Origin of the sequence: Streptomyces sp. NPDC008163 (genome assembly GCF_042956885.1) — a bacterium.
Lineage (GTDB): Bacteria > Actinomycetota > Actinomycetes > Streptomycetales > Streptomycetaceae > Streptomyces > Streptomyces drozdowiczii_A.
The window spans coordinates 76,947-100,940 of the sequence record NZ_JBIBHG010000011.1; the positions used below are offsets into that span (position 1 = coordinate 76,947).

The 23,994-nt window shown below is 72.9% G+C and carries 20 protein-coding genes; 10 read left to right on the forward strand and 10 right to left on the reverse strand.

Going from position 1 to position 23,994, the window contains the following annotated elements:
- The first annotated feature begins 25 nt into the window (after positions 1-25).
- Both ACFZAT_RS23775 and ACFZAT_RS23780 read left to right on the forward strand, forming a co-directional pair.
- Positions 26-712: an RNase H family protein gene (locus ACFZAT_RS23775; protein WP_391266763.1), complete on the forward strand. Its 687-nt coding sequence runs from the start codon at positions 26-28 to the stop codon at positions 710-712.
- Positions 713-864: 152 nt separating this feature from the next.
- Complete coding sequence (locus ACFZAT_RS23780; protein WP_391266765.1) at positions 865-1,596, forward strand: CDP-alcohol phosphatidyltransferase family protein; 732 nt, start codon at positions 865-867, stop codon at positions 1,594-1,596.
- Here the strand turns inward: ACFZAT_RS23780 and ACFZAT_RS23785 are convergent.
- Complete coding sequence (locus ACFZAT_RS23785; protein WP_073969665.1) at positions 1,565-2,011, reverse strand: adenylyltransferase/cytidyltransferase family protein; 447 nt, start codon at positions 2,009-2,011, stop codon at positions 1,565-1,567. The genes ACFZAT_RS23780 and ACFZAT_RS23785 overlap by 32 nt on opposite strands.
- 165 nt (positions 2,012-2,176) lie before the next feature.
- Here ACFZAT_RS23785 and ACFZAT_RS23790 point away from each other — a divergent pair, with 165 nt between their 5' ends.
- The 3 genes from ACFZAT_RS23790 to ACFZAT_RS23800 are packed head-to-tail and all read left to right on the forward strand — an operon-like array spanning position 2,177 to position 6,407.
- Entirely contained in the window at positions 2,177-3,439 is a 1,263-nt protein-coding gene (locus tag ACFZAT_RS23790; protein WP_391266769.1) for a glycosyltransferase, read from the forward strand.
- Positions 3,436-5,169 carry a lipopolysaccharide biosynthesis protein gene (locus ACFZAT_RS23795; protein WP_391266772.1) on the forward strand — a complete coding sequence of 578 codons (1,734 nt, stop codon included), beginning with the start codon at positions 3,436-3,438 and terminating at the stop codon, positions 5,167-5,169. The genes ACFZAT_RS23790 and ACFZAT_RS23795 overlap by 4 nt, the downstream gene beginning before the upstream one ends.
- Entirely contained in the window at positions 5,166-6,407 is a 1,242-nt protein-coding gene (locus tag ACFZAT_RS23800) for a hypothetical protein (RefSeq protein ID WP_391266774.1), read from the forward strand. Before ACFZAT_RS23795 ends, ACFZAT_RS23800 begins: the two co-directional genes overlap by 4 nt.
- Here ACFZAT_RS23800 and ACFZAT_RS23805 read toward each other — a convergent pair.
- Positions 6,382-7,854 carry a hypothetical protein gene (locus ACFZAT_RS23805; RefSeq protein WP_391266776.1) on the reverse strand — a complete coding sequence of 491 codons (1,473 nt, stop codon included), beginning with the start codon at positions 7,852-7,854 and terminating at the stop codon, positions 6,382-6,384. The two genes, ACFZAT_RS23800 and ACFZAT_RS23805, sit on opposite strands and share 26 nt — an antisense overlap.
- Before the next feature lie 114 nt (positions 7,855-7,968).
- Here ACFZAT_RS23805 and ACFZAT_RS23810 point away from each other — a divergent pair, with 114 nt between their 5' ends.
- Positions 7,969-9,153 carry a glycosyltransferase gene (locus ACFZAT_RS23810; RefSeq protein ID WP_391266778.1) on the forward strand — a complete coding sequence of 395 codons (1,185 nt, stop codon included), beginning with the start codon at positions 7,969-7,971 and terminating at the stop codon, positions 9,151-9,153.
- Here the strand turns inward: ACFZAT_RS23810 and ACFZAT_RS23815 are convergent.
- From ACFZAT_RS23815 to gmd, 4 genes are all read right to left on the reverse strand, one after another.
- Positions 9,130-9,957 carry a glycosyltransferase gene (locus tag ACFZAT_RS23815; RefSeq protein ID WP_391266780.1) on the reverse strand — a complete coding sequence of 276 codons (828 nt, stop codon included), beginning with the start codon at positions 9,955-9,957 and terminating at the stop codon, positions 9,130-9,132. The two genes, ACFZAT_RS23810 and ACFZAT_RS23815, sit on opposite strands and share 24 nt — an antisense overlap.
- Entirely contained in the window at positions 9,954-10,667 is a 714-nt protein-coding gene (locus ACFZAT_RS23820; RefSeq protein ID WP_391266781.1) for a hypothetical protein, read from the reverse strand. Before ACFZAT_RS23820 ends, ACFZAT_RS23815 begins: the two co-directional genes overlap by 4 nt.
- On the reverse strand, positions 10,664-12,910 hold the full coding sequence (locus tag ACFZAT_RS23825) for a LamG-like jellyroll fold domain-containing protein (RefSeq protein ID WP_391266782.1): 2,247 nt from the start codon (positions 12,908-12,910) through the stop codon (positions 10,664-10,666). The genes ACFZAT_RS23820 and ACFZAT_RS23825 overlap by 4 nt, the downstream gene beginning before the upstream one ends.
- 145 nt (positions 12,911-13,055) lie before the next feature.
- Entirely contained in the window at positions 13,056-14,069 is a 1,014-nt protein-coding gene (gene gmd / locus ACFZAT_RS23830) for a GDP-mannose 4,6-dehydratase (RefSeq protein WP_391266783.1), read from the reverse strand.
- Positions 14,070-14,181: 112 nt separating this feature from the next.
- Between gmd and ACFZAT_RS23835 the strand changes: the two genes are divergently transcribed.
- Positions 14,182-15,159, forward strand: a complete 978-nt coding sequence (locus ACFZAT_RS23835; protein WP_391266784.1) for an NAD-dependent epimerase/dehydratase family protein — start codon at positions 14,182-14,184, stop codon at positions 15,157-15,159.
- 87 nt (positions 15,160-15,246) lie between these two features.
- On the opposite strand, the gene ACFZAT_RS23840 is transcribed toward ACFZAT_RS23835, so the two are convergent.
- The gene (locus ACFZAT_RS23840) at positions 15,247-16,701 is read right to left on the reverse strand and encodes an exopolysaccharide biosynthesis polyprenyl glycosylphosphotransferase (RefSeq protein WP_391266786.1); all 1,455 of its coding nucleotides are present in this window, start codon (positions 16,699-16,701) and stop codon (positions 15,247-15,249) included.
- Positions 16,702-17,166: 465 nt separating this feature from the next.
- Here ACFZAT_RS23840 and ACFZAT_RS23845 point away from each other — a divergent pair, with 465 nt between their 5' ends.
- Positions 17,167-18,429 carry a D-arabinono-1,4-lactone oxidase gene (locus tag ACFZAT_RS23845; protein WP_391266788.1) on the forward strand — a complete coding sequence of 421 codons (1,263 nt, stop codon included), beginning with the start codon at positions 17,167-17,169 and terminating at the stop codon, positions 18,427-18,429.
- A 9-nt stretch (positions 18,430-18,438) separates the two neighbouring features.
- Here the strand turns inward: ACFZAT_RS23845 and ACFZAT_RS23850 are convergent, their stop codons facing one another.
- Together ACFZAT_RS23850 and ACFZAT_RS23855 are read right to left on the reverse strand one after the other, a co-directional pair.
- Positions 18,439-19,434, reverse strand: coding sequence for an MASE1 domain-containing protein (locus tag ACFZAT_RS23850; protein WP_391266789.1), 996 nt, complete (start codon positions 19,432-19,434; stop codon positions 18,439-18,441).
- Between the two features lie 67 nt (positions 19,435-19,501).
- Positions 19,502-20,335, reverse strand: coding sequence for a SpoIIE family protein phosphatase (locus ACFZAT_RS23855; RefSeq protein WP_391266790.1), 834 nt, complete (start codon positions 20,333-20,335; stop codon positions 19,502-19,504).
- Positions 20,336-20,500: 165 nt separating this feature from the next.
- Between ACFZAT_RS23855 and ACFZAT_RS23860 the strand changes: the two genes are divergently transcribed.
- Both ACFZAT_RS23860 and ACFZAT_RS23865 read left to right on the forward strand, forming a co-directional pair.
- Positions 20,501-20,800, forward strand: coding sequence for a dsRBD fold-containing protein (locus ACFZAT_RS23860; protein WP_391266791.1), 300 nt, complete (start codon positions 20,501-20,503; stop codon positions 20,798-20,800).
- A gap of 392 nt (positions 20,801-21,192) precedes the next feature.
- A complete protein-coding gene (locus ACFZAT_RS23865) occupies positions 21,193-21,684 on the forward strand; it encodes a lamin tail domain-containing protein (RefSeq protein ID WP_391266792.1) in 492 nt (163 codons plus the stop codon).
- Between the two features lie 67 nt (positions 21,685-21,751).
- Here the strand turns inward: ACFZAT_RS23865 and ACFZAT_RS23870 are convergent, their stop codons facing one another.
- Positions 21,752-23,830 carry a SpoIIE family protein phosphatase gene (locus tag ACFZAT_RS23870; RefSeq protein WP_391266794.1) on the reverse strand — a complete coding sequence of 693 codons (2,079 nt, stop codon included), beginning with the start codon at positions 23,828-23,830 and terminating at the stop codon, positions 21,752-21,754.
- Positions 23,831-23,994: the final 164 nt, after the last annotated feature.

The following is a 23,994-nucleotide window of genomic DNA, read 5'->3' on the forward strand; positions in this document are numbered from 1 at the left end:
CCCGCGCGCTGGCATGATCGAGGGTATGAACGAGCGCATGATCGCCGCGTGTGACGGGGCGTCGAAGGGTAATCCGGGGCCGGCTGCCTGGGCCTATGTGGTGGCCGACGCCGAGGGCCGTCCCCGGCGGTGGGAGGCGGGGCCGCTCGGCACCGCCACCAACAACGTCGCCGAGCTCACCGCTCTCCAGGAGCTCCTGGAGTCCGTGGACCCCGCCGTGGCGCTGGAGGTCCGGATGGACTCGCAGTACGCGATGAACGCGGTCACCAAGTGGCTGCCCGGCTGGAAGCGCAACGGCTGGAAGACCTCGGGCGGCAAGCCCGTCGCCAACCGTGAGCTGGTGACCCGCATCGACGCGCTCCTGACCGGGCGCGCGGTGACCTTCGTCTACGTGCCCGCCCACCAGGTCGACGGCGACCCGCTCAACGCACTCGCCGACCAGGCCGCCAGCGAGGTCGCCGTCAGCCAGAGCGCCGCCGGCACCGCGCACGGCTCGGCCACCCCCGTCCCGGCCCCCTCCCGCGCCACCGAGGGCCGCCGGACCGGCGCAACGGCGAAGAAGACCACGGCACGGAAGACCGGGAGCGGGGCCACCATCCGGGCCAAGTTCGCCGGCCGCTGCCACTGCGGACGGCCCTACGCGGCCAAGGACATGATCGCGAAGAACGACCACGGCTGGGGCCACCCGGAGTGCCGGACCGCCTCCGCCTGAGGGCTGCTGTTCCCGGCCAACTGCCCCCGTAAGCCCACCAGATGGGGCGTTCCGCCCGCGCGGTGGACCTCCCCGTGCCATGATGCGCTCCGGCGGTGCGCGGGGAGCGCCGCCGGGGGAGCGGTGGCGACACCGGGACGCCTGGGGGGCGGATGGATACCACGACGACAGTGCTCGGCCGACTGCGCGGGGCGCAGAAGACGGCCAAGGGGGTCTCGCTCTACTCGCGGTACGTGAACCGCCCGGCCGGCCGGGTCTTCGCGGCCGCCGCGTACCGGCTCGGCATGACGCCCAATCAGGTCACCCTGACCAGTGCGTCGTTCACCTTCGCCGCCATCGCCTGCGTGGCGCTGGCGGCCCCAGGCCACGGGGTGGCCGTCCTGGTGTACCTGGGGCTCGCCGTGGGCTTCGCCCTGGACTCGGCCGACGGGCAGCTCGCCCGGCTGACCGGGCGCGGCGGGCCCGACGGCGAATGGCTGGACCATGTGGTCGACTGCGCCAAGATGATCCTGGTCCACACCGCCGTACTGATCGCGTTCCAGCGGCACTTCGCCCTGCCCGGCGACGGCTGGCTGCTGCTGCCGCTCGGCTTCCTGTTCGTCGCCGTGCTGACCTTCTGCGCGGGACTGCTGCGCGAACAGCTCGGCAAGGCGGCGGCGCACGGCGCGACACCGGCCCCCGGACCCGCCGCCCCGCCGTCCCGGCTGCGGGCCGTGGCGCTGCTGCCCGCCGACTACGGCGTGTTCTGCCTGGTGTTCCTGCTGCTCGGCGACGAGACGGCGTTCCGGATCGGATACGCCGTACTCGCCGCCGTGCACGCGCTGTTCCTCGTCCTGTTCCTGGGCAAGTGGTTCAGGGAGCTGAAAGCGCTCCGGGCGCACTGACGAGTGTGTCCAGCGCCCGGCGCAACTGGGTGCTGGAGGTGTGCACGGTGTACGGGAAGTACACGACCTCGACCCCCACCTCGGCGAAGTCGCGTTCGAGCTTTCTGCCCTTGTCCGTGTCCCGCCAGTCGTCCCCCTTGAAGATGACGTCGAACCTGACCTGCTGCCAGGTCTCCACCTTCTCCGGCACGGTCTCCACGAAGGCGGCGTCCACGTACCGCACGCTCCGCACGATCTCCAGCCGTTCCGGGAGCGGGATCACCGGCCGGTGTCCCTTGGCGAGCGTGGCCATCTCGTCGGAGACGACCCCCGCGACCAGGTAGTCGCACTGGCTGCGCGCATGACGAAGGATATTGAGGTGTCCCACATGGAACAGGTCGTAGACCCCCGGCGCGTAACCGACCCTGTGCACCATCCGTTCTCTCCCCCCACGGTGAACGCGATGTCCGCGATAGTCCAACGACCTTACTGTGAAGACCACTTGCTCATCTCATGAACGGATAAGCTCGCTTTTGGGGCTGTTCCTCGGTGGACACAGCCGGTGGAACACAGGTGGCTCCGGGGGGAAGGCGATCGTCCGATGGCAGACGAAGAGCACCACAGACCGTTCGAGCGGCGCCGCCTGCTGGTGGTCTCCACGAACTACGCGCCGGAGCTGACCGGCATCGGCCCGTACGCCGCCCAGCTCGCCGAGCACTGGGCCGCGTCCGGCGCCGACACCCATGTGCTCACGGGCATGCCGCACTACCCGGCCTGGCGGACCGACGCGGCCTACCGGGGGGTGTGGCGCACCGAGGAGCGGCGTGCGGGCGTCACCGTGCACCGCAGGCGCCACTACGTGCCGCCCCGCCAGAGCGCCCTGCGCCGGGCCGCCTTCGAGGGGAGCGTCCTGGCGCACGGCCTCCTCGCACCGCCCGGCGTCCGGCCGGACGCGGTGGTCTCCCAGATGCCCAGCCTCGCCGGCGGGGTCATCGGCGCCCGCCTCGCCCGCCGCCACCGGGTGCCGTACATCCCCGTCGTCCAGGACCTGATGGGCGCCGCCGCTGCCCAGAGCGGCATCCGGGGCGGGGACGGGGCGGCGGCCCTCGCCTCGAAGGCCGAGCGGTTCGCCCTGCGCGCCGCGACCCTCGTCGGCGTCATCCACGAGAGCTTCGTGCCCCGGGTCACCGCCTACGGAGTGGACCCGGAGCGCATCCGCGTCGTGCCCAACTGGAGCCATGTGAGCACCCCTTCGGCCGACCGGGCCGCGACCAGGGCCCGGCTCGGCTGGCGCGAGGGCACCCCCGTCGTCCTGCACTCCGGCAACATGGGCCTCAAACAGGGGCTGGAGGTCCTGGTCGACGCGGCCCGGCTCGCCCCCGAGATCCGGATCGTCCTGATGGGCGACGGCAATCAGCGCGACGCCCTGCGCGCCCGTGCCGCAGGGCTGCCCAACCTGGACTTCCTGCCCCCGGCCGACGCGGAGGAGTTCACCGACATCCTGGCCGCCGCCGACGTCCTCGCCGTCACCCAGCGCGCCTCGGTGCTCGACATGAGCGTCCCCTCGAAGCTCACCTCGTACTTCGTGTCGGGGCGCCCCGTCGTCGCCTCGGTGGCCGAGGAGGGCGGCACCGCCGAGGAGGTGCGGCGCTCCGGTGCCGGGCTCCTGGTCGCGCCCGAGGACCCGGCCGCCGTGCTCGGGGCCGTACGCAAACTCGTCGAGTCACCCGCCGAGGCCGACGCGCTCGGCGCCCACGGGCCGCGCTACGTGGCCCGCCATCTGGGACGGGAAGCGGCGCTGGCCCGCTTCGACGCCCTGCTCACCGAGGCCCTGCGGGACGGCCGGGAAGGCCCACGCCGATGACCGAAGCGATCCGCACCCTGGACGAGCAGGACGAACCCGCCCTGCTCCGGGACCAGTTCCGCCAGCTCCTGCGCTACCGGACGCTGCTCGTCACCGGTGTGCTCCTCGGACTCCTCGGCAGCGGCTGGCTCGCCCTCACCGGGGACGACACCTACGCGGCCACCGGCGAGGTGTCCGTACGGTCCGCCACCTCCGACCCCTTCGCCGCCGGGTCCTCCGCCGACAAGGGCATCAACATCGGCTCCGAACGCCAGACCGCCGTCAGCGACGCCGTGGGCACCATCGCGGCCGGTACCCTCGCCAAACAGGGCGACACCGTCGAGGTCGGCGCCCTGCTCTCCGGCCTCCAGGTCACCAACCCGCCCAACACCCTCGTCCTCAAATTCGCCTACACCGGCCGCACTCCCGAGCAGGCCAGGTCCCGGGCCGAAGCCCTCGCCGAGGCCTACCTGGAGATACGCCGGGAGCGCACCGAGGACAGCATCGACAACATGATCGACGGCTACCGCGCCCAGCTCAAACCCCTCACCGAACAGCGCGACCGGCTCGCCGAGCAGGAGACCGGCACCGGCAACGACGTCACCAGCGCCCGCGCCAACCTCATCGTCGCCATCTCCGCGCTCAACCAGAAGATCTCCGAACTCCGCGCCCTGGACACCACACCCGGCTACCTCAACAAGAAGCCCGTCGCCCCGCAGCACCCCACCGGGGCCGGCCTGCCGCTCCTCCTCGGACTCGGCGGCGTCGTCGGACTCGCCCTCGGGCTGCTGATGTCATGGGTGCGCCTCGTCTTCGACCCGGCCGTCCGCTCCACCAGGGAACTCGTCCGCTCCCTGGGCGCCCCGCTGCTCGGCACCCTGCCCCGGGAGCGCGGGACCGCCGGCACGCTGCTCGCGATCGGCCGTCCCGGCAGCAGGCTCGCCGAGGAGTACCGGGCGGTCGCCTTCCGGCTGGCCTACGACCCGTCCTTCGCCGAACGCCGCCGCCTCCTGGTCACCGCGCCCCGGGGCGACAACGACATGGCGCGGGCCGCCGCCGCCAACCTCGCCGCCGCCTTCGCCGAGATGGGCCGCGACGTCCTGCTGGTCGAGGCCGACCTGCGGACCCCGTCGCTGGCCGACGACCTCGGCGCCGCCCACCCGGGCCGCAGCCCCCGCTGGGCGACGGGCGGCCAGGACCGGGGCTGGCCCTCCGACAGCCGGGCCAACGTCGACGTGCCGGGGTCCGGCGCCTTCACCCTGGTCGCCGGCCGCCGCACCGACAACGTGCCGCGCGCCCTGACCTCCGCCCCCGTCGGCCGCATCATCGCCGAGGGCGGCAGGCCCGGCGCGGTCGTCATCGTGCTCGCCCCGCCCGTCCTGTCGTACGCGGACGCCGTCGCCCTCGTCGACCGCGTCGAAGGCGTCGTCATCGTCTGCCAGCCGCGCGAGGTGCACCGCAGCGACCTCGAACGCATCCGCGAGATCATCGGCGCGGCGGGCGGTTCCGTCCTCGGTACCCTGCTCCACCCCGGCCACGGAAGGCTGGACCGGCGGGCCCGCGGGAAGCGGGGCGGCGGCGGGGCAGCGGGACACCGTCCCGCCGGACCGGGGCCCGCCACCCCCGGCGGCCGCTACGGCGACCCCGACGTGACCGGCCGCACCGGCGACCCCGCCGAGACGCTGGGCCTGCGCACCGTGGACGGCGGCCACGGACGCGACGGCCACAACAGCGCGGCCGGACACCGATGAGAGCCCGTACCGCGATCGTCTGCTCGGTCGCGGACCAGGGGGTGGCCGCCCTCACCAACATCCTGGTGCTGGTGGCCGCCGCCCGGCTCTCCACCGTGGCCGGCTTCGCCCGCTTCTCCGCCGTCTACCTCGTCTTCACCGTCCTGCTCGGCGTCTCCGGGGCCTTCACGGGGCAGCCGCTCGTGCTCCGCCGGGGCGGTGGCGAGGACACCCGGTCCGCCTGCCGGTCCGCCGTCTGCTTCACGCTGCTCGCCGCCACCGCCCTCGGCGGCCTGCTCGCCGCCGTCTGCGTCCTGCTGCCCGGCTCCACGGCACGCGCCCTGCTGACACTGGGCCTGGTGCTGCCGGTGGTGCTGGGGCAGGACATCGCCCGCTACGCCTTCGCCACGCTGCACGCCCAGCATCTCGCCCTGGCCGCCGACACCCTCCGGCTGGTCGGGGTCATCGGCGCCCTGGCCGTACAGCCGCACGGGGCGCCGGCCGCCCGGCTGGTCGCGGTGTGGGGGCTCTCCGCCCTCCCCGCACTGCTGCTGTCCGCGGCCGCCCTGCACCGCAGGACCAGGGGCACCCCGGTGGTGCTGAGGCCGATGCTCGCGAAGGGGCACCTCGGCCGGAGGTTCGTGGTCGAGTTCGGCGTCGGCAACGCCACCTCCCAGCTCTCCGTGCTCGGCCTCGGCACCGTCGGCAACCCCCTCGTCGTCGGCGCCCTGCGCGGCGCCACCACCCTCTTCGGCCCGCTCAACGTGCTGTTCACCTCCGCCACCGGCTTCGGCCCCCCGCTCCTCGGACGGCTCACGACCGACCGGCTCCGGGTCCGTGCGACCGCCGCGCTCGCCGCCGTCCTGGCCCTGACGGCCGCCGCCTGGGCCACCGTCCTCGCCCTGCTGCCCGGCTCCGTCGGCCGCCACCTGCTCGGCGCCACCTGGCCCACGGCGGCGGCGCTGCTCCCGGCCACCGGCAGCCAGTACGCGGCGATGGCCGCCGGCACCTGCGGGCTGCTGGCCCTCCGGCTCCTCGACCCGCGCACCACCCTCTCGATCCAGGTGGTGTTCTCGCTCGCCGCCGTCGCCTTCCTCGCCACGGGCTACGCGATCGGCGGGGTGCCGGGGGCCGCCTGGGGCCTGTGCCTGGGCTCCGTCTGCAAGGCCGTCGCCACCTGGAGCCGGGTGGCCCGGCTGACCCGGGCGGGCGGCGCGCGGGCGCCGGAGCCGGTCAGCGCGGACGCCGCCCGGACCTGAAGCTCGTCACCAGGGCCAGGCACAGGGCCGCGATGGCCAGCTTCCCCGCCGCCTGCAACAACGGGCCGCGCAGCAGGATGAAGGTGTACCCGGCGATCAGCGGCGCCGCGATGGCCAGCACACTCCCCGGACCCGGCCCGTCCCGCGAGACCGCCCGCGCGTAACGCCGGTCGGTGCGCGCGGCCCCGTAGCCCGTCAGCGCCAGCCCGCCGACCAGGCCCACCATCCCGAAGTCGACCCACAGCTCCGTCCACAGCGGCGCGGAGAGGTTGGTCATGTTCATCCCCATCCACTGACCGACCCGCACCCCGGTGTCCTCCGGCTTCCCGCTCCACGCCGCCCTCGGCACGAAGAAGAACGCGGACCCCGCCAGCTGCCGCCCGTAGGTGTGTCCACGGGTGCCGACCCAGGTGACGGTGTTGGCGAACATCACCGTCTGGTCGTAGTCCTTCGTGGCCAGCGGCTCGAACACCGAGGACGACTGGACCGGCCGGTACCCCTCGTCGTCGTACCGGAACCGGTCCGCGTAAGGGAACAGCACCAGCGCCCCGATCACCCCGAGGGCCAGCACCGACCGGTACATCGCCGCACTGCGCGGGAACGCCGTGAACAGCACCGAGACCAGCACCGTCAGGAACCAGTAACGGGCATTGGAGATGGGGTTGTTCACGACCAGGTTGACGGCCACGAGGCCGCACCAGACCAGCACGGTCGACGGCGAGCGCCTGGCCCGGCGCGAGGTCACCAGCCTGCGCGTGTAGAAGAGCAGCGCAAGGAGGGCCGGCACCGTGCCGAAGCCTTTGAGGAACGCCGAGCCCACATTGGACTCGCCCGACGCCACTCCGCTCTCGGCGACCGAGGCGCTGATCTCCTGCCTGCTGGAGAAGAAGACCGCGGGCCCGCCCAGCTTCAGCACGTAGTACCCGCTCGCCGCGAACGCCACCAGCACCAGCAGCCGCAGCCGCACCGGGTGCGCGGTGGCACCGTGCCCGTCCCCGCGCGCCGTGCGGCGGCGGCGCAGCGGGCGCCGCGAGGCCAGAAGTGCCCCCAGGTCGAAGGCCGCGCATCCCACAAGCACCAGCGCGACGGCGGTCACCAGGTCGGCGCGCGGCCCGACCGCGGGCGTCGGCGTCTGGCCGATGACCACCTGCGCGAACGGCGCCACCCCCATCGCGATGTACACGAACATCCAGAAGACGCCCTGGAGGAGCCGCCGACGCGTGGACAGGATCATCGTCGCGAGCCGCGCCCCCGAGTAACAGGTCAGGACGAGCTGCAGCCAGTACGCGGTGTCCCGCACCCCGGTCCCGGGCTGGGCGGCGATCAGCGCGGGCAGGAAGCACACCAGGCCGAGGAGGATCGGCACGGCCAGCGCCCGCGACAGCATCGCCCAGGACAGCGGGCGGGCCGTCGCGGAGGGCGCCGCACCCTCATGCACGGATGCCATCAACTCCCCGTCCCCGAAGCTTGGTTGTCTGACCACACATTAACGAATCACCACACGTGAGGAGATGTGACGACTAGTCTGGGCAGGGCCGGAACGAGGGCAAGGGGGACCCTGGTGAAGATCCTGCACATCGTCACGCTGCACACCCCGGACCACGCCTTCGGCGGTCCGACCCGGGTGGCCCTGAACCTCTCCAAGGTCCAGCGCGCCGGGGGCGACGACGCGAGGATCATGGCGCTCGGCGACGGCTTCGACGGGCCCCTGCCGCGCGAGGTGGAGGGCGTCCCCGTCCACCTCTTCCAGGCCCGCCATCCGCTGCCGATGTTCGAGGTCAGCGGGATCACCTCCGCCGCCCTGCTGCGGACCGCCCGCCGCATGATGCGCGGCGCCGACCTCGTCCACGTCCACCTGATGCGCGACCTGGTCACCCTGCCCGCCGCCCTCCTCGCCCTGGCCTCCGGCACCCCGCTGGTCGTCCAGACCCACGGCATGGTCGACCCGACCGAGAAGCGGGTCGCCCAGCTCACCGACCTCCTGGGCGTCCGCCGGGTGCTGCGCGGCGCCGACGCGGTGCTCCACCTCACCGAGGCCGAACGCGTCGACGTCAACGCGGTCGCCGCCCCCGTGCCGCTGACCCGGACCGTACGCCTGGTCAACGGGGTGCGCCCGCAGCCGTTCAAACCGGCCCGTGAGCCCGGCCGGCCGCCGACCGTGCTGTTCCTCGCCCGCATCCAGGAGCGCAAGCGCCCCGAGGACTTCGTCGCCGCGATGCCGGCCGTCCTCGCCGAACACCCCGACGCCCGCTTCGTCCTCGCGGGCCCGGACACCGGCGCCCTGCGCGGCACCCTCGAACTCGCGCACCGCCTCGGCGTGACGGACTCGCTGGACCACGTGGGGCCGCTCGGCCACGAGGAGGTGCTGGCGGCGGGCCGCGAGGCCGACGTGTACGTCCTGCCGTCCATCGAGGAGCCCCTGGGCGTCTCGATCCTGGAGGCGATGTCCGTGGGCACCCCGGCCGTCATCACCCGCACCTGCGGGCTCGGGCCCGATGTGGCGCGGGCCGGGGCGGGCCGGGTGATCGACAGCCGAGTCGGGGAGGACGCGGCCAACGCGGACAAGGTGGCGCGGGCGGTCCTGGAACTCCTCGAACCGGGCGCCAACGCCGAGGCCGGCAAGGCCGCCTGGGAACTGGTCAACGAACACTTCACCATCGAGGTCGTCACCCGTACCCTCCGGCGGACCTACGAGGACGTGGTCCGCCGGAGGAGCGACGTGTCAAGGAGAGGGCTTCTCCCGTGACTTGAGGGCGATCTGCCAGCGGTAGAAGCTCATCGCCAGGGCGAAGTCGAACCCGGCGCGCCCGTCGAGGAACCCCCGCCGGTACACGTACATGTAGGCGAAGGACATCAGCGGCTTGAACGGCGCCTTGTGGAACAGCTGCCCCTGCCGCGACTTGGCGCGGCGCACCTGCTCCTTGACCTCCGGATGGTGGTTGAGCCACGCCTCCCAGTCCGAGTAGCGGTTGTGCCGCTCGAACCAGGCGGTCACCGGGTCCAGGTCCTGGTGTTCGATCGGGTGGCGCAGCGCCGCCGTGCTCTGCGCGACCGGCTGGTAGTGCCCCTCCACCTCCCCGATGCCGGGCGCGTCCAGATCGCCCACCTCCGGGTAGTGGCAGCGCGTCCGGTCGGTCAGCGAACGTTTGCGGATGGTGTAACCGTGCCGCAGCCGCTTCCCGGAGAACCAGTAGCCGAGCGGGATGTCGTACGCGGCGGGCTTCGGCGTGTCCGGATCGGCGAAGATCCCCCGCAGCTCGCCCAGCAGCCCGGGGCTCAGCCGCTCGTCCCCGTCGAGCAGCAGGATCCAGTCCAGGTCCGTGCGCACCTGGTCCAGGCACCACTGCTTCTTGCGCGGGTGCCCGCCGTCCCAGGTGTACAGGACGACCTCGGCGCCGCACTCGGCGGCGATCTTCGCCGTGTCGTCGGAGCTGTGCGAGTCCACGACGACCACCGCCTCGAAGTGGTCGATGACCGACCGCACGGCCTCCGCGATGTTCAGCCCCTCGTTCTTCGTGGGGATCGCCACGGCTATCGGCAGCTTCTTCATCCCTTGTCCCCTTCGGGCAGCCAGGCCCAGCAGCCTGTGGAGGTGAAGGCGAGCGCCGCCTCCGGAATCGTGATCGTGGTGCGCTTCCCGTCGTGCGAGGAGCCGGAGCCCAGCACCTTCCCGCCCGGGCCGGTGACCTCCCAGGTGCAGTTCGAGGTGGGGGAGACGTCCCGGTAGCGGCCGGGCCGCACCTTCCCGTCCCGGTGCGCACCGTCGGCGTACCCGTGCGAGGCCCGCTCCACCAGGTCCTTGTGCCGGGGGCACAGATGGGCGACGGCGGGCTCCGCGCCGTTGATCTCGCCCGTCACCACGGCACCCACCGCCGTGTCCCGGTCCACCTTGACCAGGTAGTCGAGGCGGTCGCAGGTCTCCTGTCCGGTCTGGAGCACCGCCGCCGGGTCCATGCCCACGGGCACCCGGTCGGTCAGGTACTCCTTCTGCTTCCTGGTGAACGTGCCGGTGGCGGGCGTCAGCCGGTCGGTGGGGATCTTGGGCGGCTCGCTGCTCCGGGTGTCCTCCGGGCCGGCGGGCGCGGAGGAGCCGGCCTCCGCTCCGGCCGCGGGCGCGGACGGCGCCGCGCTGCTCGAAACCGCGGGGCGCGCGGCCTTGCCGGTCCCGCCCCCGCCCCCGTCACCGGAGGACGAGCCGCAGGCGGCCAGCGCCGCCGTCGCGAGAACGACGGCGGCGCCGGCCAGGAACGTGCTCCTCATCCACTGTTCCTCAGCGCGTAGTGCGCACTGACCTGGGCGGCGGTCAGCGCGGTCGGGTAGACGGCGGTCTCGTCGATCTGGCCGGCGAAGAAGTCGCTCGTCGGCCGGTTCGGCCAGGACGCGAGGTTGTCCCCGCCCACCCGCCAGTAGCCGGTGTAGCTCTGGTTCTTGGTGTACCGCGAGTTCGACGCGCGCAGCTGCCCGTCCACGTACAGGGCCATGCCACCGGAACCCTGGGTGGCGACGACATGGTGCCAGGCACCGTCGTTGTACGCCCCGGTCGTGCTCACGGTCTGGCCGCCGCCGTTGGAGGTGCCGAACGTGAGACGCCCGTTGTTGAGCATGTACACATGCTTGTCGTACTTGCCGCTCAGCTCCATGGTGTTGCTGCCGAAGCCGATGATCTTCCCTCCCCGGGTCGTCGTGGTCTTGATCCAGGTCTCCACCGAGAAGGCCGTGGGCTGGGGCCGGCCGCGGTTGCTGTACGCGTACTGCGTGGACCCGTTGAACCCGATGGCGGTCGAGGGCCCGGCCACCGCTGCCGGGGTCTGCCGGTACGCGGGGGAGTTGCGCAGGAAGCCGTTGTCCAGCCCCGGCCCGGTGTCGGCGGCGAAGGTGGACGTGCCCTCGTCGTAACGCCAGTACAGGCTCGCCCCGTCGGCCACCACCTTCGCCGGATAGCTCTCCGCCTTGGCCGCCACGGTCGCGCTCACCGCCGGCGACTTGGCGCTGGTGTTGGTGCCGTCACTCGCGGTGATCCGGTACGTGTGGGTTTCACCGGGCGCCACGTCGGTGTCCGTCCACCGCAGCTGCGGACGGTCCCAGAACACGGAGTACCCCGTGGTCGTGTGGACCGGGGTGGTCGCCCCGTCCTTGTAGATCCGGTACGTGAGCACCCCGTCGTCGGTGTCGAAACTGGTCTGCCAGTTCACGTCCACCTTGTCCGGGGCGACCGTGGAGACGCTCACGTTCGGCACCCAGGGCGCCCCCGTGTCCGGGCCGTCGGCGAACCGGGTGAGCCCCTGCTGCGCCTTGCTGTTGACCGTGGTGAACTCGCCGCCCACCCACAGGTAGTGGTGGCCGCCCTTGTCGGTCTGCGCCATCACCCGCGGGCCGACCGGCTCGCCGATCCCGTCGTTGGTGTCCGGGAACCACGGCAGCAGCTTCGGGTCGTTCACCGACTGGGCCAGCAGATGCTTGCGCGGCTGGTCGGGGAACTCGCCCATGGACGCGCAGTCGTGCGCGTGACTGCCGCTGTAGAGCACCCCGTTGTGCACCAGCAGGGCCTGGGTGGCGCCCAGGCAGGTGTCGCGCCACACCTGGTTGAACGTGGTGAGGTCGAGGGCGATCCGCCCGTCGAACACCCCGCCGCCGGTGCCCTCGTTGGCGGTGTAGAACTGCTTGGCGTCGCTGGTGAGGTCCTGCACCGTGGAGGTGTTCGGAATAAAGCCCGGGTAGCTCTTGTCCAGCGCGCCACTGGTGGCGTCCACCACCGCCAGCGCGTGCGAGCCGGTGCCGTTCACGGTGAAGAAGTCCCCGCCGAGCACCACGTGCTGTCCGTCCGGTGTGACCTCCACCGCCCGGCCCACCTCGTCCGCGTTCGCCGCCCACGGCTTCAGCGCGGCATCGGTGGTCACGGCGGCGAAGAAGTTGCGGGGCTGCCCCGCCACGCTCTTGAAGTCGCCCCCGAGGTACACCGTGTCGTCGGTGACCGCGAGCGCCCGCACGGTGGCGGAGACGGCGACCTTGAAGTCCTGCCGCGGGGTGCAGGTGGCGGTGTCGATGGCGGCGATGTTGCTGACGCCCACCCCGTTCACCGCACCGAACTGCCCGCCCGCGTACAGGGTTTCACCGTCCGGCGACAGGGCCAGCGCGCGTACCGTCGCGGTCCCCGAGGAGAGCGTGAACGACAGGGAGCAGCCGGTGGGCGCCCCGGTCGCGGTGTCGAAGGCGGCGAAGTTCACCGCGGGCTGCTCGGAGGTCCCGGCGGCCGCGCCCGGGGGCCGTACGGTGGAGAAGGTGCCGCCCGCGTAGACCACACCGTCGTCGGACGCGGCCATCGACCAGACGATGCCGTTGGTCTGCCAGGTGGACAGGTCGTCCGCGGTGATCGCGATGGGTGCGGTGAGGGCGGCGGCCGGTGGACTGCCCGCGGCGGCGGCGCTCAGGGCACCCGCCAGCAGGCCGAGCGCCGCGGCCGCGGCCCGCGTCCGGCCGCGTCGGCGCCCTGTGGTTCGGTTCATCATTCAGCTCCGAAGGTGAGAACGAGCTGCGGCCCGTTGGCCGCGGTCGAGTGGGAGGGGCCGGTGCCCCGCCCGAACCGGCGCGTGCGGCCCCACCGCGTCGCCGGTGGGGGTGGGGGTGCGCGCCGGAGTCCTGGGGTGCGTCCTATCTGTCCACGCGCACGGCGGCCCCCGCGAGTTCGTCGGAGAGCCGGCGCACATCGGCGTCGACCATGATCCGGGCCAGCTCCCGGGCCCGCACGGCCGGTTTCCAGCCCAGCAGCTGCCCGGCCTTCGAGGCGTCCCCGATCAGCGCGTCGACCTCGCTGGGCCGTTCGTACTTCGCGTCGTAGCGGACGTACTCGCGCCAGTCGAGGCCGGCGTGCTCGAAGGCGTACTCCAGGAACTGACGGACGCTGACGCCCTCCCCGGTGGCCACCACGTAGTCGTCCGGGGTGTCGCACTGGAGCATGCGCCACATCGCGTCCACGTACTCGGGGGCATACCCCCAGTCGCGTATCGCGTCCAGATTGCCCAGATGCAGCCGGGACTGGAGACCCGCCTTGATCCGGGCCACCCCACGGGTGATCTTCCGGGTCACGAAGGTCTCCCCGCGCCGGGGCGACTCATGGTTGAACAGGATGCCGTTCACCGCGAACATCCCGTACGCCTCACGGTAGTTGACCGTCGCCCAGTACGAGTACACCTTGGCGACGCTGTACGGGCTGCGCGGGTGGAACGGTGTCAGCTCGTTCTGCGGGGGCGGGCTCGCGCCGAACATCTCCGAGGAGGACGCCTGGTAGATCCGGGTGTCGATGCCACTCGCCCGGACCGCCTCCAGCAGCCGGATCGTGCCCAGACCGGTCACGTCCCCCGTGTACAGCGGTGCGTCGAAGGAGACCCGTACATGCGACTGGGCACCCAGGTTGTACACCTCGTCGGGCCGGATGTCCCGCAACAGGTTCACCAGCGCGACCCCGTCGGCCAGATCCGCGTGGTGCAGCACGAAGGACCGGTGCTCCTGCTCCGGGCCCTGGTAGATGTGGTCGATCCGCTCCGTGTTGAAACTGGACGAGCGGCGGATCAGGCCGTGGACCGTGTACCCCTTCTGGAGCAGCAGCTCCGACAGGTACGAGCCGTCCTGTCCGGTCACCCCGGTGATGAGCGCGGTCTTCGCCACGTTTCCCCCTTCTGCGGTCGCCCGTAAGGCAGTTGGTCATGGAATGTCAATGTCTGAGGGATCCGGGGCAAAACATCACCGTTTCTCCCGGCTGCTGGCACAATCCGAAAACATGACGACTGATCTCCCCGGCCCTCCCCGGGAACGCGTCCCGTCCCTGCTACGCCCCGGCGCCCGCGTGTTCGTCGCCGGTCACCGGGGCCTGGTCGGGTCGGCGGTGGTCCGCCGCCTCACCGCCGACGGGCATGAGGTGGTCACCCGCGGCCGCGACCGCCTCGATCTCCGGGACGCCGAGCGCACCGCCGCCTTCCTGCGCGGCATACGCCCGGACGCCGTGGTGCTGGCCGCCGCCCGGGTCGGCGGCATCATGGCCAACAGCACGTATCCCGTGCAGTTCATCGAGGACAACCTGCGCATCCAGCTGAGCGTGATCGCGGGCGCGCACGCGGCCGGCACCGAGCGGCTGCTCTTCCTCGGCTCGTCCTGCATCTATCCGAAGCACGCCCCCCAGCCGATCCCCGAGAGCGCGCTGCTCACCGGACCCCTGGAACCCACCAACGAGGCGTACGCACTGGCGAAGATCGCCGGCATCGTGCAGACGCAGTCCTACCGGCGCCAGTACGGCGCCTCCTACATCAGCGCCATGCCGACCAATCTCTACGGCCCCGGCGACAGCTTCGACCTGGAGACCTCGCACGTCCTGCCCGCCCTCATCCGCCGCTTCCACGAGGCCCGCGAGTCCGGCGCACCGGCCCTCACGCTCTGGGGGTCCGGAAACCCCCGCCGCGAGTTCCTGCACGTGGACGACCTCGCCGCCGCCTGTGTGCTCCTGCTGGAGCGTTACGACGACGACGCACCGGTCAACGTCGGCTGCGGCGAAGACCTCACCATCCGCGAACTCGCCGCCCAGGTAGCCGAGGTGACGGCCTATCAAGGGGAGATCCGCTGGGACACCGGCAAACCCGACGGCACCCCGCGCAAACTCCTGGACGTCTCCCGGCTGACCTCCCTCGGCTTCGCACCGCGCGTCCCGCTGAAGGAGGGCATCGCGGAGACGTACTCCTGGTGGCTGCGGCAGCAGGCCGCTTAGCCGCCCCCGCCCGGCCGGGCGGCCCGTCCCCGTCCACGACGGGCGGACCACCCGGCCCCCTTCCCCGATACTCATCCGCCCCCGCCCTCAGTACGCCCCGCGGCCGTCGGTGACGGCGCGCAGCGTCCGGGCCATGAGCCCCATGTCCGTGGCCACCGACCAGTTGTCGACGTACCAGAGGTCCAGTGACACCGTCTCCTGCCACGAGAGGTCGGACCGGCCGCTGACCTGCCACAGGCCGGTCAGCCCCGGTTTCACCGCGAGCCTGCGCAACTCCCGCTCGTCGTACCGGGACACCTCGTCCGGCAGCGGCGGACGGGGGCCGACCAGGGACATGTCACCCTTGAGTACGTTGATGAGCTGGGGCAGTTCGTCCAGCGACGAGCGCCGCAGCAGCCGGCCGAGCCGGGTCACCCGGGGGTCCCGGCGCATCTTGAACATCGGGCCGTCGTTCTCGTTGGCCTCGGTGAGCCGCGCCTTGTGCCGCTCGGCGTCCACCACCATCGTGCGGAACTTCCACATGACGAACGGGTGGTTGTGCTGCCCCTGGCGGACCTGCCGGTGGAAGACCGGCCCGGCCGAGGTCAGCCGGACCGCCACCGCGATCAGCAGCAGCAGCGGGGCCAGTGCGACCAGCCCGCAGGCGGCACCCGTCCGGTCCACCGCCGCCTTCAGGGCCGGCTGAAGACCCCGGCGCAGCGGCGGCACGATGTGCAGCAGGGTGAGCCCGGCCGCCGACGTGGGCCGGATCCGGTCCGCGGCGGTCTCCGAGAGGTGCGAGAGCACCGACACCTCCAGACCGCCGTCGTGCAGCCCCCAGGTCAGCTGCCGCAACCGCTCCTCGGCCAGCCCCGGACCCGGGACCACCAGCGCGAGGTCCGCCTCGTGTGCGAAGGACGCGCCCAGCACCGTCGAGGCGTCGTCCCCCGCCGGTGCCGGGGCCAGCCGCCCCGGCACCGGGACCTCGCAGCTCAGCGCCGCCGCGCCCACCGGCAGGGCTGCCACGACGCGATAGCCGTGGTCCTCCCGCGAGGTGAGCAGCCGCACCGCCCGGTCCACCCCCGCCGCCTCGCCGACCACCAGCACCCGGCGCGTCGTCCGGCGCCTCCCGGACCAGGCCAGCCGGCGCGCCCCAGAGGTGCCCGCCCCCACCAGGAGCCCGGGGATCAGGGCGACGACGGCCGTCGCCGGATCGATCGGTGCGCCGAGCGCGGTCCACAGCACCGCCAGCACACCGATGAGCAGCAGCCAGTCGCCGGGTGTGGTCAGAGCCCCGGGCGGGCGGCCCGGCACACGTAAGACGTACCGTCCCCGCGCGGCCCGGACCCCGCACCACACCACCGTGGCCGCGAGCGCCCCGGCCAGGGCCTCGGGCTGCCCGTCGGCGCGGAGTACGAGCCAGGCGGGTACGCCGAGTCCGGCGGATTCGGCGCACACCACCAGGGGCAGCAGGCCCGGACGCCTGCCGGGCGCCCCGGCGCCGCGTTCCCGCCGTACGTCCGGAAGCTGCCGCGGCCGGCCGATGTCCTGGCCGCGCGGCATTCCTGAAGAGGTCCGCGGACGTGGCGCCCCCGCCAGTCCCACGGGCCTCGGTATATCGGATTCGGGTAGCTCGACATGCCCCATGAACCCCCCAGTCACAGTCGCATCGCCACAAACGGGGCGCATCCGCCGATCCAGTGGACTGACGGACGCGCCCTCGCTCGGTGCACGATATCCACACACATGGCATTTCGCTGGAGTTCCGGTGAAGTTCAGACAGGCACGTTGTTCCGTGACTCGTCCCGATCCGTACCGGATCACAGGTTCTGTGCTCACCTGTTGGTATGTGTGCCATGGGCCAAAGGGTTGGTGTGCGGATATGTACCTCGGTCGCCAACTACCGTACGTGCTCGCGCGGTTGCGCGGGTGGTATTCGGCCTGCTCGGCTCGGGCGGCCACCGGGCGGTCTGGGAGAATGCGGTGTCGGGAGCACATACCCGGCCACGAGTGGAAGAGGGACGTACGGTGACCCCCGCGGAGAAGAACTGGGCCGGCAACATCACCTTCGGTGCGAAGCGGCTGTGTGTGCCGCGCTCCGTCCGCGAACTGCGCGAGACGGTCGCCGCATCCGACGCGGTCCGCCCCCTGGGCACCCGGCACTCCTTCAACACCGTCGCGGACACCTGCGGCGACCATGTGTCGCTCGCCGGACTCCCGCGCGTCGTGGACATCGACGTCCCCGGCCGGACCGTCACCCTGTCCGCCGGACTCCGCTTCGGCGAGTTCGCCGCCGAACTGCACGCGCGCGGTCTCGCCCTCGCCAACCTGGGCTCGCTCCCGCACATCTCCGCCGCCGGGGCCGTCGCGACCGGCACCCACGGCTCGGGTGTGGGCAACCGCTCACTGGCGGGTGTCGTGCGCGCCCTCTCCCTGGTGACGGCCGACGGCGAGCAGCGCACCCTGCGGCGCACCGACGAGGACTTCGCGGGTGCGGTGGTCTCCCTCGGTGCGCTCGGTGTGGTGACCTCGCTGGAACTGGATCTGGTGCCCGCCTTCGAGGTGCGCCAGTGGGTGTACGAGGACCTGCCGGAGGCGACACTGACCGCGCGCTTCGACGAGGTGATGTCCGCCGCCTACAGCGTCAGCGTCTTCACGGACTGGCGTCCGGGACCGGTCGGCCAGGTGTGGCTGAAGCAGCGGACCGGCGACCAGGGCACCGCCGCCGCGATGCCCGCCGAGTGGCTGGGCGCACGGCTCGCCGACGGCCCCCGGCACCCGATCCCCGGCGTGCCGGCCGGGAACTGCACCGCGCAGCAGGGTGTGCCGGGCCCCTGGCACGAGCGGCTGCCGCACTTCCGGATGGAGTTCACCCCGAGCAACGGCGACGAGCTCCAGTCGGAGTACTTCGTGGCCCGCGCGGACGCCGTCGCCGCGTACGAGGCCCTGGCCCGGCTGCGGGACCGGATCGCCCCGGTGCTCCAGATCTCCGAGCTCCGCACCGTAGCCGCCGACGACCTGTGGCTGAGCCCCGCCCACGGCCGGGACTCGGTGGCCTTCCACTTCACGTGGGTCCCGGACGCGGCGGCCGTCGCGCCGGTGGCCGCCGCGATCGAGGAGGCCCTGGCCCCGTTCGGCGCCCGCCCGCACTGGGGCAAGGTCTTCTCCACGGCCCCGGAGGTGCTGCGCACGCTGTACCCGCGCTACCCGGACTTCGAGGAGCTGATGGCCCGCCACGACCCGGAGGGCACCTTCCGCAACGCGTTCCTGGACCGGTATTTCCGCCGCTGATCCGCGTGGTCAGCGGCTGCCGCGCTCGTCCTCGGCCCGGGACGGCCAGGCGGCGGCAGAGCGGCCCGGGGCGAGCTGGTCGACCACCTCGGCCAGCTCCTCGCAGGCGCGCTCGATGCGATGCCGGATGTTCTGCTGCTCGGTGACCATGGCGGCCAGCAGCAGAGCGGTGAGGGCGACGGCCCCGTTGAGCACCGTGAGGTTGATCATCACTTCCACGATGGTGTGCCCCACGAACGGTCCGGCCCGGTCCGTCCCCGCCATGATCGCCAGGACGGACACCAGCAGGGCGCAGGGCGCGCTCCCCGCGAGCCGGAAGCGCAGGGCCGCCCAGATGACGATCGGGAACACCAGATAGAGCATCGACAGCGAACTCCGGGTGGCGACCAGAGTTCCGGCGACCGCGACGGCCGACAGCGCCCCGGCCTCCGCCCAGCGGTCCGTGACCCTGGGCGGTCGTGCCCGGCCGAGCACGAGCACGACGGGCGTGACCACCAGGACCCCCATCACGTCACCGGCCCACCACGCCGCCCAGACGGACCAGAAGTCCCCGGCGGGCAGTTTGCCGTCCACCACGAGCATCGCCGTCCCGGCGGTCGCGCTGATCACCATGGCGGCCATCGCCCCCAGGAACACCAGCACCACGCCGTCGCGCAGCCGGTCCAGCTCCCGGTGGAAACCGGTCCGCCGCAGCATCGCGTACGCGCAGAGGGGTGCGAGCGTGTTGCCCGCCGCGACGACGAGCGTGGACGGCGTCACCGTGCCGCCCAGCATGCCCACGACGACAAGCGAGCCGACCGCGATCCCGGGCAGCGCGCGCACCCCGAGGTACAGCAGGCAGCCCAGCGCGATCCCGGTCGGCGGCCACAGCGGCGTCACCACCGCGCCATGGACCGTCACCTCCCGCAGCAGGCCGAGCCTTGCCGCCCCGTAATAGGCGGCGGCGACGCCCACGGCACGCAGGACCGCCACCAGGTACCGGCGGTTCCTCTCGCTGTGGATCACGCCTCTCATCAGACACCGGTACCGGGGCGCACGGTGCGGTGACACGCACGGACGGCCGCGGTCCGCCTCACCCTCCGCGGGGGCCGAAGCCCCCGTGCCGCAGGACGAGCACCGCCGCGTCGTCCTGGTGCCCCGTGCGCTCGGCGGAGCCCATGACGGCGTCGGCCAGCGCGTCCGCGTCCTCGGTCACCCGGGAACGCACGAGCCGCACCACCTCGTCCAGCCCTTCGTCCAGGGAGTACGAGGGACCCTCGACCACCCCGTCGGTCAGCAGCACGAACGCCCCCTCACCGCTGAGCGAGCGCGCGGTGACCGGGTACTCCTCGCCCGGCTGCACCCCGAGCGGCAGCCCGCCCTCGTCGTCCGTGGCGCCCGCCCGGCCGTCGGCGGTGGCCCGGACGGCGGCCACATGACCGGCCCGGGCGCTGCGCAGCTCCCGGGTGGCCGGGTCGAGACGTACGAAGGTGCAGGTGGCCAGCAGCCCGGTGTCGGCGGCGAGCAACAGGTCGTTGGTGCGGCTCATGACCTCGCCCGGATTCTCCGCCGTGAGCGCGAAGGCCCGCATCGCGATCCGGATCTGGCCCATGAAGGCGGCGGCCTCCACATCGTGCCCCTGGACGTCCCCGACGGCGAACGCCAGCGCCCCGTCGGGGAGCACGAACCCGTCGTACCAGTCGCCGCCGATGTCCAGGCCGCTGCGCGCCGGTGCGTACCGGGCGGCTGTCCGCAGGCCCGGCAGCGAGGGCAGGCCGGGGGGCAGCATCTCCCGCTGGAGCGCCTCGGCCAGTTCCACCCTGGCCTGGTGCAGCTCCACCTCGCGGCGGGCCCGGGAGGTGAGGTCGTGGAGGGTGGTGAGCAGTTCGTCGGAGCTGGCCGACCGGGAAGGACGACGCCGGTTCATGGGCCGCTCCGCGGGACGGGGGATGGCGGGCCGGGTCCCTGCATCTTATTTCGGCGGGGGGCCGGGCGCAGGCCGGGCGGCGGCGGAGGCCGGTCGGGTGGATGCTGGAGGTGGACCCGTGCGTCGGCCCGCGCCCGCCGGCCGGTGCGGGCCGGGAGGTATGCGATGAACCGCACGCTGGAATGGACGGTGCGCGTCGAGCTCTCCGAGGAGGGCGGGACGACCAGGGCGGAAGCGGTGCTGGACACAGGCGCCGCGAGACTCACCGGCCAGGGGATCGCCCGGCTGAGCCCCCAGGACCCCGACGTCCCCACGATCGGCGACGAGGTCGCGGCGAGCCGTGCGATGCACGACGTCGCCGGACAGCTGATGAGCGTGGCCGACCGCGCCATCGGCGAGGCCGGTGCCGGCCGCCCGGACGGCCCGGTGCCACCGCCCTACGCCTGGTCGGACGCCACGGCCTGAGCACACCCCCGGCGTTCGAATGAACATCCGTGCGCCCGTTCCGGCGGTAACGGAACGGGCGTTCAACAGGCCTCGCGGTCTGTTTGTTACGAACCCGCAGGCCCCGAGCGCGGGGCCGTCGGCGGGGCGCCCCGCGGCATCGCCCGCACGGTCGACCCCGTCAATCCGGCACCGCACGGCTGGTTGCAGCGGACAGGGATTGACAGGTACCCGCAGATTTCCCTCCATGCCGCCTACAGCCGTGTGTGACGGAAATGTCCGCACTTCGTAACACGCCCCGATGTGGTTCCCGCCGGGTCGCCGGCGGGTCCAAGGTGTGGCTCCCGGCAGGACGCCGGGAACGTTGAACCGCCCGGATCCCACCGGTCCGGGCCTGCACCTGAGGGGTCTTCATGTCCCGTTCCGCACGGCGGATCACCGCAGCCGTCCTCGCTTCCGGCGCACTGGTCGCCGCCGCCGCCCTCCCCGCGGCCGCCGACGGCCGTGACCACGGCCGCGACCACGGCCGGGGCCACCACGCCCCCCGTTCGGCCGTAGTCCTGGGCAAGATCCAGTACGACAGCCCCGGTCGCGACAACGGCTCGAACCGGAGCCTGAACGGTGAGTGGGTCACCGTCACCAACACCGGGCGGCACACGGTGAACCTGCGCGGCTGGACGCTCAGCGACGAGAGCCACCGCACCTACGAGTTCGACCTGCGCCTGCCCGGCCGCTCCTCGGTGCGGGTCCACACCGGCGTCGGCCGCGACACCCGCCACGACGTCTACCAGGACCGGCGCAGCTACGTCTGGGACGACAGCGACACGGCCACCCTGCGCGACGCGCACGGCCACAAGGTCGACTCCAAGTCCTGGGGGCACCGCCACCACGGCCCCCGCCGCTGACCCGCGGACGGCTCATCGCGGCGCATTCCGGCCCACCGGGCCGGGGTGCGCCGCACCCGTATGCCCGTCAGACGTCGGGATCGTCGTCCCGGAGGTCCTGCTCCGTCCACAGCGCCTTGCCGTTCGGGCCGTAACGGGTGCCCCAGTGGTTGGCGAGCTGCGACACGATGAACAGGCCGCGCCCGCCCTCGTCGACCGTCCGCGCATGCCGCAGATGCGGGGCGACCGGGCTGGTGTCGTGCACCTCGCAGGTCAGCACGCGGTCCAGCAGCAGCCGCAGTTGCAGGGGCGGCGTACCGTAGCGGACCGCGTTGGTGATCAGCTCGCTGACGATCAGCTCGGTCGCCTCGACGGTGTCCTCGTCCAGGTCCCAGCCCTCCAGCCGGTCCCGGACCAGGGTGCGGGCGACCGCCGGCGTGGTGCCGTCGTGGGCCAGCTCCCAGGTCGCCACCCGGTCCGGCGGCACCACGCCCGTCCGGGCGAGCAGCAGCGCGGCTCCGTCCGGATCCGCCTCGGCCGGCAGGTTGTACACGATGGCGTCGCACAGGTCCCGCAGCCGGCGCTCCGGAAAGGCCAGGGCCTCCCGCACCCGCTCCACCGACCGCTCCTCGGGCACCAGCGAACCGGTGAGGAACGCCAGCACACTGCCCTCCTCCAGCCGCACCGAACCCGTCGCGAAGGGCGCGCTGTCCGCCGAGAAGAGCGCCGGCCCCTCCGGCACGTCCAGCACGAGCGGGCGCCCGTCCGGCCCGACGGCCACCGGCGCGGGATGCCCGGCGCGCGCCACCGTGCACAGCTGCGTGAACGGGTCGTAGACCGCGTACAGGCAGGTCGCGGTCAGCGGCTGGCGGTGCAGCGAGTCCCCGGGCGGCAGCGACCGCCGCTCGTCGACCAGCCGGTCCGCCGTGTCGTTGAGCCGGGCCAGCACCTCGTCGGGCTCCAGGTCGAGCCCCGCCAGCGCGTGGATGACGGTGCGGAGCTGCCCCATCGTGATGGCGGTCTGCAGCCCGTGCCCGGCGACATTGCCGATGATGAGCGCCGTGCGGGCGCCGGAGAGCCCGATCGTGTCGAACCAGCAGCCGCTGTTGCGCCCCGGCAGCAGGACCTGCGCGGTCTCGATCGCGACCCGGTCGCCCTCGTGCTGGGGGAGCAGCCGGCGCTGGACGGTCGAGGCGATCACGTGCTCGCGGGCGAAGCGGAGCGCGTTCTCGATGCTCAGCGCCGCGTGCGCGGCGGCGTTCAGGGCGAGGGTGAGATCGCGCTCGTTGTACGGATCGCCCCGGTGCCGGAACAGGCTGACCAGGCCGAGGACGGAGCCGTGCAGCTTCAGGGGCGCCACGATCATCGAGTGGGCCCCGGTCGTCTCGATCATCCGGCGCGTCGCCGGGTCGGCGTCCAGCCAGGGCGTGTCCGGGCCCAGCTGGACCAGCCGGGGCCGAAGATCCGTGACGGCGAGGGCGAACGGGGTCCCCTCCGGCAGCCGGCGCAGCTCACCGACCAGGTTGTCCGACGCCGTCTCCGTGCCCCGTACCGCCGCACGCCGCAGCGGGACGTCCCGGCCCAGCGGGCTCAGCGGCGGATCGGCCCCCCGCAGCACCTCGTCCACCACCTCGACCACGGCCAGGTCGGCGAAGGCGGGCACCAGTGCCGACACGAGGCCCTCGCAGGTCGCCGCCACATCCAGGGAGTGGCCCGCCCCCCGGCGCACCGCCGCCAGCACATCGGCCCGGACATGCGCCTTGTCCCGTTCGTTGACGTCGACCACGGCCGCCAGCAGCCCGAGAGGGCGGCCGTCCTCGGCGTCCAGCCGGTGCAGGGTGACGTTCAGGTTGCGGTCGGGACCGGGGGCCCGGGCAACGCGCCCGCGCACCGCGAAGTTGGTCACCGGCGCACCGGTCTTCAGGACCTGGCGCAACAGGCGCTCCGCCTCGGCCGGGTCGTCGAGCCGGTAGGCCTCGGTGAAATGCAGGCCGACGATCTCCTCCGGGTCCACCAGCTCGGTGAGGGCGTTGACGCGGACGACCCGCAGCTCCAGGTCCAGGACGTGCAGACCGACGGCGGACTGGTTGAAAAGGGTGTCCAGCAGCGCCCCCGCCATGGCGTCGCCCGGGTCCGGTCCAGGGGCCGTGGTACCGGTGTCCGACACGTCGCACCCCCAACGGGCTCCGCCGCCCCTGGCGATCGGCAGCTTTCCGGACAGCCTGCGCGTCCCCGGGCCGCGCCCGCCACCGCGCGGCGCCGAACGGGTGAGGGCGTACGAGAGCGCAGGGGGCGGCAACCTTTCCGCGCCCGGCGGCCACTCAGGAGTAC